This is a genomic window from Nonomuraea sp. NPDC005983 (genome assembly GCF_040614375.1).
GTDB lineage: Bacteria > Actinomycetota > Actinomycetes > Streptosporangiales > Streptosporangiaceae > Nonomuraea.
In genome coordinates this window covers 1-13,068 of sequence record NZ_JBEXUP010000199.1, presented here as the reverse complement: position 1 = coordinate 13,068, position 13,068 = coordinate 1, and the positions used below count along the sequence as shown (strand labels likewise).

11 protein-coding genes are annotated in these 13,068 nt (G+C 69.6%); 6 read left to right on the top strand and 5 right to left on the bottom strand.

Features of this window, described 5'->3' with window-relative positions; translation table 11 throughout:
* Positions 1 to 250: 250 nt before the first annotated feature.
* The gene (locus ABZ297_RS43435; protein WP_355359284.1) at positions 251 to 1,477 is read left to right on the top strand and encodes an IS701 family transposase; all 1,227 of its coding nucleotides are present in this window, start codon (positions 251 to 253) and stop codon (positions 1,475 to 1,477) included.
* 21 nt (positions 1,478 to 1,498) lie between these two features.
* Here ABZ297_RS43435 and ABZ297_RS43430 read toward each other — a convergent pair whose 3' ends face one another.
* From ABZ297_RS43430 to ABZ297_RS43420, 3 genes are all read right to left on the bottom strand, one after another.
* On the bottom strand, positions 1,499 to 2,281 hold the full coding sequence (locus ABZ297_RS43430; protein ID WP_355359281.1) for a glycosyl hydrolase family 28 protein: 783 nt from the start codon (positions 2,279 to 2,281) through the stop codon (positions 1,499 to 1,501).
* A 110-nt stretch (positions 2,282 to 2,391) separates the two neighbouring features.
* The gene (locus ABZ297_RS43425) at positions 2,392 to 3,822 is read right to left on the bottom strand and encodes a M81 family metallopeptidase (protein WP_355359278.1); all 1,431 of its coding nucleotides are present in this window, start codon (positions 3,820 to 3,822) and stop codon (positions 2,392 to 2,394) included.
* Between the two features lie 15 nt (positions 3,823 to 3,837).
* Complete coding sequence (locus ABZ297_RS43420) at positions 3,838 to 4,962, bottom strand: ROK family transcriptional regulator (protein WP_355359275.1); 1,125 nt, start codon at positions 4,960 to 4,962, stop codon at positions 3,838 to 3,840.
* A gap of 206 nt (positions 4,963 to 5,168) precedes the next feature.
* Here ABZ297_RS43420 and ABZ297_RS43415 point away from each other — a divergent pair, with 206 nt between their 5' ends.
* The 4 genes from ABZ297_RS43415 to ABZ297_RS43400 are packed head-to-tail and all read left to right on the top strand — an operon-like array spanning position 5,169 to position 10,789.
* Positions 5,169 to 6,896: a peptide ABC transporter substrate-binding protein gene (locus ABZ297_RS43415; RefSeq protein WP_355359272.1), complete on the top strand. Its 1,728-nt coding sequence runs from the start codon at positions 5,169 to 5,171 to the stop codon at positions 6,894 to 6,896.
* Between the two features lie 4 nt (positions 6,897 to 6,900).
* Positions 6,901 to 7,860: an ABC transporter permease gene (locus tag ABZ297_RS43410; RefSeq protein WP_355359270.1), complete on the top strand. Its 960-nt coding sequence runs from the start codon at positions 6,901 to 6,903 to the stop codon at positions 7,858 to 7,860.
* On the top strand, positions 7,857 to 8,747 hold the full coding sequence (locus tag ABZ297_RS43405) for an ABC transporter permease (RefSeq protein ID WP_355359267.1): 891 nt from the start codon (positions 7,857 to 7,859) through the stop codon (positions 8,745 to 8,747). The genes ABZ297_RS43410 and ABZ297_RS43405 overlap by 4 nt, the downstream gene beginning before the upstream one ends.
* Positions 8,748 to 8,761: 14 nt before the next feature.
* Entirely contained in the window at positions 8,762 to 10,789 is a 2,028-nt protein-coding gene (locus ABZ297_RS43400) for an ABC transporter ATP-binding protein (RefSeq protein WP_355359264.1), read from the top strand.
* Between the two features lie 68 nt (positions 10,790 to 10,857).
* On the opposite strand, the gene ABZ297_RS43395 is transcribed toward ABZ297_RS43400, so the two are convergent.
* Together ABZ297_RS43395 and ABZ297_RS43390 are read right to left on the bottom strand one after the other, a co-directional pair.
* Positions 10,858 to 11,820 carry a helix-turn-helix domain-containing protein gene (locus tag ABZ297_RS43395; RefSeq protein WP_355359261.1) on the bottom strand — a complete coding sequence of 321 codons (963 nt, stop codon included), beginning with the start codon at positions 11,818 to 11,820 and terminating at the stop codon, positions 10,858 to 10,860.
* Positions 11,814 to 12,002, bottom strand: a complete 189-nt coding sequence (locus tag ABZ297_RS43390; RefSeq protein ID WP_355359258.1) for a hypothetical protein — start codon at positions 12,000 to 12,002, stop codon at positions 11,814 to 11,816. The genes ABZ297_RS43395 and ABZ297_RS43390 overlap by 7 nt, the downstream gene beginning before the upstream one ends.
* 199 nt (positions 12,003 to 12,201) lie before the next feature.
* On the opposite strand from ABZ297_RS43390, the gene ABZ297_RS43385 reads away from it, so the two are divergent.
* A complete protein-coding gene (locus ABZ297_RS43385; RefSeq protein WP_355359255.1) occupies positions 12,202 to 12,981 on the top strand; it encodes a GNAT family N-acetyltransferase in 780 nt (259 codons plus the stop codon).
* Positions 12,982 to 13,068 lie beyond the last annotated feature (87 nt).

The window sequence follows — 13,068 nt, the reverse complement described above, 5'->3', positions numbered from 1 at the left end:
CCGTGCTCAAGCAGTACATCGAGCAGCAGAAACGACCTGTGTGAGTGAAGCTGCTGCCGACAAACCTGAAAGGTCAGGGCACGCTCGCGCCCTAGTACTCCAGTGACACTTCGCGATCTTCGGTCTTGAGGTGGCATGAAGACGGCCACCACGTGATCATTCGGAGTTTGTGAAGACAACCAAAGATCGCGTGATGGCCGTGGCCGACAGCGTAGACCCTGACGGCTGGATGGTCACCTTCAACGACCTGATGCACCGAGTCGCCGGACGTTTCGGCCGCGTAGAGCCGCGTCGTACAGCGAGCGCCTACGTCCGTGGCCTGCTGGCGAACCTGGAGCGCAAGAACTGCTGGAGTCTGGCCGAGCACGCGGGACCGGCTGGTCCGCAGGCCATGCAGCGGCTGTTGCGCACCGCCCGCTGGGACGCCGATGCGCTGCGCGATGACGTGCGAGGCTACGTCGTCGAACAGCTCGGCCCAGACGGCGTGCTGGTGGTGGACGAGACCGGGTTCCTCAAGAAGGGGACGGGCTCGGCCGGGGTCCAACGCCAATACAGCGGCACCGCCGGCCGGATCGAGAACTGCCAGGTCGGAGTGTTCCTCGCCTACGCCACCCCGGCCGGGCGGGCTCTGCTGGATCGGCGACTGTACCTGCCTGAGCACACCTGGCCGGCCGACCGGGATCGCTGCGCCACGGCCGGAGTGCCCGCACAAACCGTCTTCGCCACCAAGCCCACTCTGGCCGGGCAGATGATCAGCGCCGCGCTGGACGCCGGCCTATCAGCCCGCTGGGTGACCGGCGACGAGGTCTACGGCCAAGACCCCCGCCTACGCGCCCTGCTGCACCAACGCCGCATCGGCTACGTCCTGGCCATCGCCGGAAACCGCCGGGTCAACCTGGAGGGCATCGATCGTAACGCAGCCGACATCGCCGCCGAGGTGGCCCAACGACACTGGCACCACTACAGCGCAGGCCAGGGAGCCAAGGGACCGCGTTACTACCTGTGGGCTTGGGCCCGTATCGACGCCGACCAGGACGGTGGCTCACGCTGGCTGCTGATCCGCCGCAACCCGGTCACCGGCGAACTTGCCTACTATCGTTGCTACGCCCCAGCCCCGACCCCGCTGCCCACCCTGATCCGCATCGCCGGCATCCGCTGGACCATCGAGGAATCCTTCCAGGCCGCCAAGGGACAGGTTGGCCTCGACCACTATCAGGTGCGCAGTTGGACCGGCTGGCACCGGCACATCACCCTGGCGATGCTCGCCCTGGCTTTCCTGGCAGCCCTGGCCGCGGACCAACCCGACACTGACCAGCAGACCATCCCACTCACCGTGCCGGAAATCCGCCGTTTGCTGGCGTTGCTCACCCCTCCCCGGCCCCGCCCAGCCGAAGAGGTTCTGCGCTGGTCATGCTGGCGCCGCCGACACCAGGCCATCGCACGCCAGTGCCACTACCAGCGCAGATCCCAACCATGATCTCGAAATGTCACTGGAGTACTAGCGGGCACTCCCACGTGGGCCTTCACCCCCGGCGTAAACTCCGGAGCACTGGCCCACATTCTGGTAGACCGGATATTTGACCGGGTAGTTGCCGGGGAAGTCCGGCGAATTGATCACGCAGCGCTCGGCGAAGACGTTGCGGACGCCGCCCGACATCTCGCTGCCCACCGTGATGCCGCCCCAGCGTCCGGAGAAGAAGCAGTCCTGGACGACGATGTTCTCGCTGGGCACGCCCACCCTGCGGCCGTCGGCGTCACGCCCCGACTTGACCGCCACGCAGTCGTCGTTCGTGTTGAACCGGCAGCCGCGGATGTGCACGTAGGACGACGCCTCAGGGTCGCAGCCGTCGGTGTTGTACAGCGTGCTGACCACGGTGATGCCGCTCACGGTGACGTTGGTCGACAGGACCGGGTTGACCGTCCACATGGCCGGCTCGAGGATCGTGACGTCGCTGACCAGGATGTTCTGACATTTCACGAACTGGACCATGGCGGGGCGCAGGTAGTGACCCGCGCCGAACACACGCTGCTCCACCGGCACGCCGTCGTCTCCCATCTTGCGCAGGGCCCGCTGGTCGGCCCCCTGCGGGCCGCCGTTGGCGTACCAGCTCTCCCACGGCCCCTTCCTCGCCTGGCCGTCGAGCGTGCCGTTGCCGGTGACGGCGATGTCGCGCTGGCCGTAGGCGTAGATGAAGGGCGAGTAGTTGTAGCACTCGACGCCTTCCCAGCGGGTGAGGACGACCGGCAGGTACCACCACCACGAACGGGCGCGGCACCACACCGCGCCCGTTCATGTTCAGCCGTGGACCAGAACCCACTGCGACCAGGGGACTCCCCCGGCCGGGCGTACTCGCTCCGCACCCCTCAGCGGCGCGGGCCGACATATCGCTGTCAGAGGGTGAAGTCCCGGTCCAGGGGGAAGATCGGCCGGGTGAGGTTCTGGTACGGCAGGCGCTGCAGGTCCTGGTCGACGCCGCCGGGCGTGAGCGCGAGCATCCAGTCGGCGGCGGCCTCGAACAGCTCGGGCTCCAGATAGCCGATCTTGACGGTGACCACGTCGGTGTCGGCGACGTCCACGCCGAGGCGGCGGTAGGACTCCAGCAGCCGGTACTGCATGCGGCGCGAGGTCAGGAACACGCTCAGTCCGCCGACGCGGACGCTGGCCACCCGGCCGCCGTCGGGGTCGTCGGCCAGCGCCTCCAGTGTGCCCTCCAGCAGCAGCGGCCCCGGCTCGCGGGTGTCGATGCGGCCGCCCGCAGGCACGCTGACCGGCGAGCCGACCGGCAGGTGCCCGATGCGCGCCACGGCCTCGGGGTCGAACAGCGAGGCGAACACCGCGCGCACCGACCCGTCGCGGATCTGCGGCCTTTCCAGCATCCGCGCCAGCGCATAGGTGACGTCGTCGGCGCCGCCGGCTCCGGGGTTGTCGCCGGAGTCGCTGATGAAGTACGGCCGGGCCGCGCCGTCCTTCAGCGCCGCGTCCAGGCATTCGTCCATCGAGCCCGTGGGCGCCACGAACGCGAAGTCCTCGCGCGCCTGCCAGAACGCCTGGCCGAGCTCGCGCGCGGCCTGGTCGGTGGCGGCGGCGTCGGTGCCGGTGGCCACGACCGCGCCCATGCAGCGCGGCTCGTCGGCCCAGGCGAAGCCGATCCAGATGGCCGCGTCGATCACGCCCGGCCGGGCCTCGATGGCGGGGATGCGGGCGTACAGGCTCTTGGCGGGTTCGATGCGGGTGCTGGTCATCTCGCCGGGCAGCAGGATCGGTACGTGTACCAGCCTCTTGTGCGGCCGCTCGCCGTGGCGCAGCGCGTCGATGAGGTTGCGGGCGGCGCGCTCGCGGGTCTCCCATACGTCCACGTGCGGCGCGGTGCGGTAGCAGGTCAGCAGGTCGCAGCCGTCGAACAGGGTGCGGGAGACGTTGCCGTGCAGGTCCATCGCCGTCGACACCAGCGGCTCGGGCCCGATCACCTGGCGGATGGCGGTGATCAGGTCGCCCTCGGCGTCCTGGCGGCCGACCACGCTCATCGCGCCGTGGATGTCCAGCAGCATCCCGTCGAAGGAGCCCTGCGCCAGGCCGTCGACGATCTCGGCCTTCCAGGCGTCGTAGACGGCCGCCTCAACGGCGCCGCCAGGCAAGGCGCGGGCGTGCACCAGCGGCACCCACTCCACCTCGGCCGCCCACGCCTCGTTCAGCCAGCCGTACCTGTCGAGCAGGGCCTGGCCACGGGTGACGTCGAAGTCGGCGGCGCCGCTCAGGTGCGGCGAGAAGGTGCTGGACTCGATGTGGACGCCGCCGATGGCGACGCGGAGGGGGCGGGGCACGATGACAGAGCTCCTTCAGGCGGTTGATGCGCGCACCAGCTGGCCGAGCCCGATCAGGGCCGCGTCCGGGCCGACCAGGCTGGCTTCGATGGACAGGGACTGGGTCAGCGACGGCAGGCAGCGTTCGTAGAGCATGCCCTTGGCGGCCGCCACGTAGACGTCGAGGCTCGACAGCGAGCCGCCGATGATGATGCTGTCGGGGTTGAGGAAGTTGACCAGGCCCGACAGCGCCACGCCCAGCAGGCGGCCCGCCTGGCGCACCAGGGTGACCACGGCCGGGTCGGCGTTCTCGGTGGCGATGACCACGTCGCGGGTGCTGGCCACGGCGAGGCCGCGCTCGGCCAGCTGGCGGACCAGCGCGGCGCCGCTGGCGACGGTCTCCAGGCAGCCGCGGCTGCCGCAGGAGCACTCGCGCTCGCCGCTGTCGGCCACCCGCACATGGGTGACGTCGCCGCTCAGGCCGCGCCCGCCGCGGTAGACCTGGCCGCCGGAGACCAGGCAGCCGCCGATGCCGGTGCCGGCCTTGACGTAGATCATGTCGCCGGCCTCGCGGCGGGCGGCGTGCTCACCGACCGCGGCGGCCTTGGCGTCGTTGTCGACGACCACGTCGACCTGGAAGCGGTCGCGCAGGTCGATCTGAACGTCGTAGCTGCTCCAGCCGGGCATGCGGGCCGGGCCGATGAGCCGGCCGTGCGGGAAGTCCACCGGCCCCGGCAGCGCCATACCGACGGCCAGCAGGCTCTGGCCGGGCGCCTTGGCGGCCCTGATGCGGTCGAAGGCCTCGCTCACTTCGTCGAAGATCTTGGCGGGGCCTGCTCCTATGTCGATGGCGGTCTCCTCGGCCGCCAGCAGCCGCCCGCTCGGCGAGCACAGCCCGACGCGGGCGTGGCTGGCGCCCAGCTCGGCCACGGCGTAGACGCCGCCCGCATCGCGCAGGCGCAGGATCTTGGGCCGGCGCCCGCCGGTGGAGCGGCCGACGCCCTCCTCCAGGACGGCGCCGTCCTCCAGCAGGCGGCGGACCACCGTGGACACCGTCGACGGGGCGACCTGCAGGATCTCCACCAAATCCGCGCGGGAGGTGGCCTTGCCGCTCGCCAGAAGGCTGAGCGCCTGCTCGCGCAGGTTGGCGGGATCCGACATGCCTCTCCTCCCGGATGAGCCCGGTGCAGGAGCCCATCATCGAGCACGACGAAGATCATCGAAAGATGTCTCGACCGCGGACTCTATACCGAACTAAGTCCAGTGAACAAAGTGGATTTTTCGGATTGACTTCCTGCAAACCCATCTATACATTCTCCCGCTGAGCGGCCCCCAGAAGGGCACGCGCACGTTCGACGAGGAGAACCATGGGGACGAGAATCCGCATCGTGAGCGGCCTGGCCGCCCTCGGGCTCGGCCTGACCGCCTGCAGCGGCGGCGCCGGTAGCAGTTCGCAACAAGGCGGCGCCCAAGGCAAGGACACCGTCACGGTGGCCTTCCGTACGCCCAACTGGATCCTGCCGATCTCGGCCCCCGGTTTCACCCAGGGCGAGAACGAGATCTTCTCCACCGCCCTGTACCGCAGGCTGTACGCCTACAAGCTCGATGGCGCCAGTGCCGACAACATCGACACCGAGCGCTCGCTGGCCCAGCCGCCGGCCGTCAGCGACGGCGGCAAGACGCTGACCATCACGCTCAAGGACAACACCTGGTCCGACGGCAAGCCCATCACCACCAAGGACATCCAGTTCTGGTGGGACCTGGTCACCGCCAACAAGGACAAGTGGGCCTCCTACAAGCCCGGCGGGTTCCCCGACAACATCGCCGAGTTCAAGGTCAAGGACGACAAGACCTTCTCCTTCACCACCAAGAAGGCCTACAACACCGCCTGGTTCGCCGACAACCAGCTCAACCGCATCGTCCCGATCCCCCAGCACGCCTGGGACAAGGGCGACGCCAAGCAGACCTTCACCGAGCTGACCGACGCCGCCAAGGACCCCAAGTCCTACGCCACCAACCCGCTGTGGAAGACCAACAGCGGGCCGTGGAAGCTGGCCAGTTACGTCCCCAACGGCGAGGTCGTCCTGGCCAAGCAGGACACCTACTCCGGCAGCGACAAGCCCAAGCTGAACAAGATCGTGCTGCGGCCGTTCACCGGCGACGACGCCGAGTTCAACGTGCTGCGCGCCGGCCAGATCGACTACGGCTACATCCCGCCGGCCAACCTGTCGCAGAAGGCGTACCTGGAGTCCAAGGACTACAAGATCTCCCCCTGGTACGGGTGGTCGATCACCTACCTGCAGCTCAACTTCAACAACCCCAAGACCGGCGTGCTGTTCAAGCAGCCCTACCTGCGCCAGGCGCTGCAGATGGTCATCGACCAGCCGACCATCAGCAAGGTCATCTGGTCCGACATGGCCGCCCCCACCTGCGGCCCCGTGCCGGCCAAGCCCGGCGCCCCCGCCGGCCAGGGCTGTGCCTACGCCTTCGACCCGGCCAAGGCCAAGCAACTGCTGGAGGCCAACGGCTGGAAGGTCGTCCCCGACGGGCAGACCACCTGCCAGGACGCCGCCAAGTGCGGTGACGGCATCGCCGCGGGCACGCCGCTGAGCTTCACCGTCACCAGCCAGTCCGGCTTCACCGCCACCTCCAAGATGTTCGCCGAGATCAAGTCGCAGATGGCCAAGCTCGGCATCGAGCTGGCCATCAAGGAGGTGCCCGACTCGGTCGCGGTCACCCCGGCCTGCAAGCCCTCCGACGCCAAGTGCTCGTGGGACATGTCCTTCTTCGGCTCCCAGGGCAGCTGGTACTACCCGGCCTTCGCCTCCGGCGAACGCCTGTTCCAGACCGGCGCCCCCGTCAACCTCGGCAGCTACTCCAACCCCGAGGCCGACAAGCTCATCGACAACGCGCAGTTCTCCGCTGACGCCGGCGCCCTGCAGGAGTACAACGACTTCCTGGCCAAGGACCTGCCGGTGCTGTGGATGCCCAACCCCGTCTACCAGATCTCGGCCTACAAGTCAGGTCTGCAGGGCGTCGACCCGCAGGACCCGATGAACCTGATGTACTTCCAAGACTGGTCCTGGAAGAGCTGACCCGGTGGCCCGCTACCTCCTGATGCGCCTGGGCCAGGCCCTGGTCATCGTGATCCTGGTGACGCTGATCACGTTCGTGATCCTGCACTTCCTGCCAGGCGGCGCGGCGCGGGCCATCTTGGGCAAGGAAGCGACGCTGGAACAGATCGCCGCCTTCAACCACGAGATGGGATACGACCGGCCGCTGTGGGAACAGTACGCGCTGTACCTGCAGCGGCTGGTCCGCGGCGATCTGGGTTACTCCTTCCAGCTCAACCAGTCGGTGGCCGAGGCCATCGGCCAGCGCCTGCCCAAGACCATGCTGCTGTCGCTGGCCTCGACCCTGCTGGCGGTCGTGGTGGCCATCCCCCTGGGCGTGGTGCAGGCCGTACGCCGCAACAAGTGGCCCGACTACACCATCAACGCCGCCTCCCTGCTGGCCTACGCCACGCCGATCTTCTTCATGGGCCTCATGATGATCATCCTGTTCTCGCAGGTCTGGCCGATCCTGCCGCCCGAGGCGCCGCAGGGCTTCACCCTGGCCGAGGTGCTGGGCGATCCGGCCGGATTGGTGCTGCCCACTCTCACGCTGGCCATCCTCACCGTGGCGGTCTACTCCCGCTACGTGCGCTCGTCCATGGTCGACAACCTCAACGAGAACTACGTGCGCACCGCCCGCAGCAAGGGCCTGTCGGAGGGCCGGGTGATCGTCGGGCACACGCTGCGCAACGGCCTGTTCCCCGTCATCACCCTGCTCGGCATGTACCTGCCCGCGCTGTTCTCCGGTGCCCTGGTGGTCGAGCGGCTGTTCAACTACCCGGGCATGGGGCTGCTGTTCTGGCAGTCGGCGCTCAAGCGCGACTATCCGATCCTGCTCGGCGTCACGCTGCTGATCTCGGTGGCCACCGTGCTCGGCGCGCTGGTGGCCGACGTGCTCTACGCCGCGGTCGACCCGCGCGTGCGACTCAAGGCAGGCCGCTCATGACCACCACGACCTCCGTGCAGGAAGACGAGGCGCCGGTCCGCGCCATGTGGCGCCAGGGCCTGGAGGTGTTCTGCGAAAACCGGCTCGCCCTGGTCGGCGTGGCCATCTTCGCCCTGCTGGCCGCCTTCTCCTTCCTCGGCCCGATCTTCTACCACACCGACCAGGTGCACACCGACCTGGCCAAGGTCTTCCTGTCCCCCGGTACGGCAGGCCACCCGCTGGGCACCGACGGGGTCGGCTACGACCAGCTCGGCCGCCTGATGGTGGGCGGCCAGACCTCCATCGTGGTCGGCCTGGCCGCCGGACTGCTGGCCACCGTCGTCGGCACCGTGTGGGGCGCCATCGCCGGATTCGCCGGCGGCTGGGCGGACGCGGTCATGATGCGCGTGGTCGACGCCATGATGTCGATCCCGGCGTTGTTCCTGTTCATGCTCATGGCCTCGATCGTCACGCCGACCGTGCCGATGCTCATCGTCATCATCGGCGCCTTCGCCTGGCTCGGCCCGGCCCGCCTGGTCCGCGGCGAGGCGCTGACGCTGCGCACCCGCGAGTACGTCATGGCCATGCGCGGCATGGGCGGCACCGGCGGCCGCGCCGTACGCAGGCACATCATCCCCAACGCGATCGGCACCGTGACCGTCAACGCCACCTTCCAGATCGCCGACGCGATCCTGTACGTGGCCTACCTGTCCTTCCTGGGCTTGGGCGTGCCGCCGCCCGCGGCCAACTGGGGCGGCATGCTCTCCGACGGGCTGTCCGACACCTTCAGCGGCCACTGGTGGCTGCTGTATCCGCCGGGAATCGCCATCATCCTCATCGTGCTCGCCTTCAACTTCATCGGCGACGGGCTGAGGGACGTCTTCGAGGTCCGCCTCCGGCGGCGCTAGCAGGAGCGATACACATGAGCTTGTTGCGGCTTGTCGACCTCAGCACCGACATCGCGCTGCGGCGCGGCACCGTGCACGCCCTCGACCAGGTCAACCTGGAGGTACGGCAGGGCGAAACGCTCGGCATCGTGGGCGAGTCGGGCAGCGGCAAGACCATGACCGTACTGTCGATCATGGGGCTGCTGCCGCCCGGCGGCCAGGTCGTCGGTGGGCAGATCCTCTTCGACGGGCGCGACCTGCGCTCGCTGCCCGCCGAGGAGCTGCGCCGGGTGCGGGGCGTGGAGATGGGCATGGTCTTCCAGGACCCGCTCACCTCCCTCAACCCCACCATGCGCATCGGCGCCCAGGTCGCCGAACCCCTGCGTGTGCACCAGGGCCTGAGCAAGGCCGAGGCGCGCGAGCGGGCCATCGAGATCCTGCGTCGGGTCGGCATGCCCCGTCCCGACAAGATCGTCGACAACTACCCGCACCAGCTGTCGGGTGGCATGCGCCAGCGCGTGGTCATCGCCATGGCGCTCATCCGCTCCCCGCGCCTGCTCATCGCCGACGAGCCGACCACCGCACTGGACGTCACCACCCAGCGCCAGATCCTCGAGCTCATCGACGACCTGCGCGAGGAGTTCAAGATGGCGGTCATCCTGGTCACCCATGACCTCGGAGTGATCGCCAGCCGCGCCGACCGGGTCGCCGTCATGTACGCGGGGCGGGTGGTCGAGACCGCCACCACGGCCGAGTTGTTCCGCTCGCCGCGCCACCGCTACACCCAGGCGCTCATGAACGCGCTGCCGGAGTCGGCGACCGACGGGCGGCTCTACAGCATTCCCGGGCTGCCGCCGGACCTGTCACGGCCGCTGACCGGGTGCCGCTTCGCGCCGCGCTGCCGCTTCGCCACCGACGAATGCCGCACCACCGACGTCCGGCTCATCACCGACGTCGCCGCTGCCGCCGAGGCCCGCAGTACGGTCGATGCCGCGCAGGCGCACCAGTTCGCCTGTCTGCACCCCGTCACCGAGGCCGTCGCGATCGCCGGTTCGGCCGCGGCCCCTCGGGCCGTGACCGGCAAGGCCGACACGATCCTGTCGGTGCGGGAACTGGTCAAGGAGTACGAGGCCGGCGGTGACGGCTTCGGCAGGAGCCCTGGCCGGGTCTCGGCCGTGGCCGGGGTGTCCTTCGACGTCAAGGCCGGCGAGACGCTCGGCATCGTGGGTGAGTCCGGCTGCGGCAAGTCCACCGTCGGCCGCCTGGTCGCCGGGCTCGAGACGCCCACCGGCGGCCAGATCGTCATCGACGGCACCGACATCGCGGGCCTCGACCGGCGCGCCCGTCACAGCATGCACCGCCAGGTGCAGCTGATGTTCCAGGACAGCTACGCGGCCATGAACCCGCGCATGCGCATCGACGCCATCCTCGCAGAACCGCTGGAGATCCAGCAGGTCGGCGACTCCGCGGCCCGCCGCAACCGCATCAGCCAACTGCTTGACCAGGTCGGACTGTCAAGGCGGGCGCTGGAACGCTACCCGCACGAGTTCTCCGGCGGGCAGCTGCAGCGCATCGGGCTGGCCAGGTCGCTGGCGCTGGAACCGCGGCTCATCGTGGCCGACGAGCCGGTCAGCGCGCTGGACGTGTCCATCCAGGCGCAGGTGCTCAACCTCATGCGCGACCTGCAGACCGAGCTCGGCCTGTCGTACGTGTTCATCAGCCACGACCTGTCGGTGGTCGACTACATGGCCGACCGGATCGGCGTGATGTACCTCGGCAAGCTGGTCGAGGTCGGGCCCGCCCGTGAGGTGGTCCGCGCCGCGCGCCACCCTTACACCCAGGCGCTCATCGACGCCGTCCCCTCGCCGGACCCTTCGCACTCGCCCGGCCCGAGTACGGCCATCCGCGGCGAACTCCCCAGCGCCGTCAACCCGCCCACCGGCTGCCGCTTCCGCACCCGCTGCCCCCTGGCCCAGGACATCTGCGCCACGGAACCCCCGCTCCAGGGCGGCGCCCACCAGGTCGCCTGCCACTTCCCCCTCCGCCAGGAAAGCGTCGCCTGACCCACCGTCACGTGCCCGAGCCCGCCTCCGGCACGTGACGCACGGCGGTGATCAGGGCGTACTGACCGTCACAGCCAGTTCTCACGGGCGGCGTGCCAGGCCAGCTGCATTCTGTTCTGGGCGCCCGCCTGCTCCATCAGGTGGGTGATCCGGCGCTGGACGGTCCGCTGCGACACCTTCAGCTGCGTGGCGATCGACTTGTCAGGCACGCCCGCCACCAGCAGAGACAGCAGGTAGAGGTGGTCGGAGTCGAGCGGGCTGCCCGGCGTGGTGTGGCTGACGGGGGTGGCCCGCTCCCAGAGGCTCTCGAACAGCGCCTTGAGCGCGTCCAGCAGGCTGCTCGGCCTGATCAGCGCCGCGGTGAGCTGGGTCAGCCCGCCGGTGTGCTGGATCAGCGGGAGTATGCCCAGCTCGCCGTCGGCGATGATCATCCGGACCGGCAAGGCGGGCAGGGCACGCGCCTGCTCACCCAGCTTGATCCCGTCGGCGAGGTTGACCAGCATGCCCGGCTCCTCGAGCAGGGCGCGTTCGTACAGGACGCGGAAGCCCACCCCGCGGCGAAGCGCGGCCAGCTCCTCGATGTTCTCCTGTGAGGTCATCGCCACGTGCCCGGCCCGGCAGAGGCTGACGACCTCGTGGCGGGCGTTGTCCTGCAGCAGGCGCAACTGCTCGCGCAGTGCCGTCCTGCTGGTGATCACCTCAATCAGCTGGGCGGCCTCACGGCGCCGCGAATGGGCCAGGTACTCCTCTGTGAGCTGCTCCACGGCCTGCCTGGCCCGGTCCACCTCCTCCTGCCGCCTGTGCAGCCGGGCCGCGAGCGCCACGTCGGGCGCGACGGCGGTGAACCTGTCGGGCTCTCCTGGGACGGCTCGCGCCAGGCCCATGGCGAGCAGGGAGCCGAGCGCCCGCCGCGCCGTTTCGCTCTCGATGCCGAGCTCTTCTGCCAGCTCGGCGGGCTCGACCCCGGCGGTTCTGACCAGGAGCCGGTAGGCGGCCTCCTCCTCGGCGCTCAGCCCGGCGGCGCTCAGCACGTCATCCGGGAGACCCTGTCGAGGATCTCCGCCGTGATCGGGGCCGAGGTGGCGAACGTTCGCCCACGGTTCTCGCCGGCCTGGCCGAACAGTGTGCCGTCGCTGACCGGCACCCTGGGCTCGTACTCCAGGCGCTCGGCCGGCGTCGCGGGGACGTGCGGGCAGGCGAGGGGGTGGTTCACCTGGCCATTGTAGGGAGATCGGTGCCGGTCCAGAATGCAGCGTCCCGACGCGGACACGGGCATCGGCGCGCAGGAGGAGATGCCGCCTGGTAGGGCTGCGCGACGAAGACGGCGCCGCTCTTGGTGAGCCGGCACGAATCGGGGCGGCCGCGCCGTGGCATACGGTCGCGGTGACACCCGAGCACCTACCGGAGGACCGTTGATCGCGATCAGGGAGCTGCGCGAGATCGCGGAGTTCGAGCACGTCCTCGCGCTGTTCGAGGACATCTGGCACTTCGGGCCGGACGGCCGCCCGGTCACGGTCGAGCTGATGCGGGCGCTGTCGCACGCGGGCAACTACGTGGCGGGCGCCTTCGACGGCGGCAGGCTGGTCGGCGGGTCGGTGGCCTTTCTCGCGGCGGACGCCACGCTGCACTCGCACGTCACCGGGGTCGCCACCGGGCGCGGCATCGGCTTCGCGCTCAAGCTGCACCAGCGTGAGTGGGCGCTGAAACGGGGGCTGAAGCGCGTCACGTGGACCTACGACCCGCTGGTGCGCCGCAACGCGCACTTCAACCTGGCCAAGCTGGGGGCCCGGCCGCGCGATTACCTGCCCGCCTTCTACGGGGTCATGGACGACGCGATCAACCAGGGCGACGAGTCCGACCGGTTGCTCACCGTCTGGACGCTGTCCGCGCCGCACGTGAAGGCCCGGGTGCGGCGGGAGCCGCCTGCCGGCCGGGTGCCCGCGGGCGCGGTGGTGATGCTGGAGGACGAGGGCGGGCGGCCGTCTGTCAGGCCCGCGGACGGTGAGACCGTGCTCGTGGCCGTGCCCGAGGACATCGAGGCGTCGCGCAGGTCGGATCCGGGAGCGGCCAAGGCGTGGCGGCACGCCGTGCGGGAGGTCCTGGGCGGGCTGCTGGACGAGGGCCGCACCGTCACGGGATTCCATCAAAAGAGGTATTACATTGTCGAAAAGCGCACCTTGGAGGCAGCGTGAAGATCACCGGAGTTGAGCTGCGCCGGATCGCGATGCCCCTGGTGGCGCCGTTCCGTACCTCGTTCGGCACGGAGACGGCCCGCGACG

Bases quoted from the DNA above. Each gene is read 5' to 3' on its own strand.
- ABZ297_RS43435 (WP_355359284.1), top strand. From the start codon at position 251: ATGCACCGAGTCGCCGGACGTTTCGGCCGCGTAGAGCCGCGTCGTACA.
- ABZ297_RS43420 (WP_355359275.1), bottom strand. From the start codon at position 4,962: ATGTCGGATCCCGCCAACCTGCGCGAGCAGGCGCTCAGCCTTCTGGCG.
- ABZ297_RS43415 (WP_355359272.1), top strand. From the start codon at position 5,169: ATGGGGACGAGAATCCGCATCGTGAGCGGCCTGGCCGCCCTCGGGCTC.
- ABZ297_RS43405 (WP_355359267.1), top strand. From the start codon at position 7,857: ATGACCACCACGACCTCCGTGCAGGAAGACGAGGCGCCGGTCCGCGCC.
- ABZ297_RS43400 (WP_355359264.1), top strand. From the start codon at position 8,762: ATGAGCTTGTTGCGGCTTGTCGACCTCAGCACCGACATCGCGCTGCGG.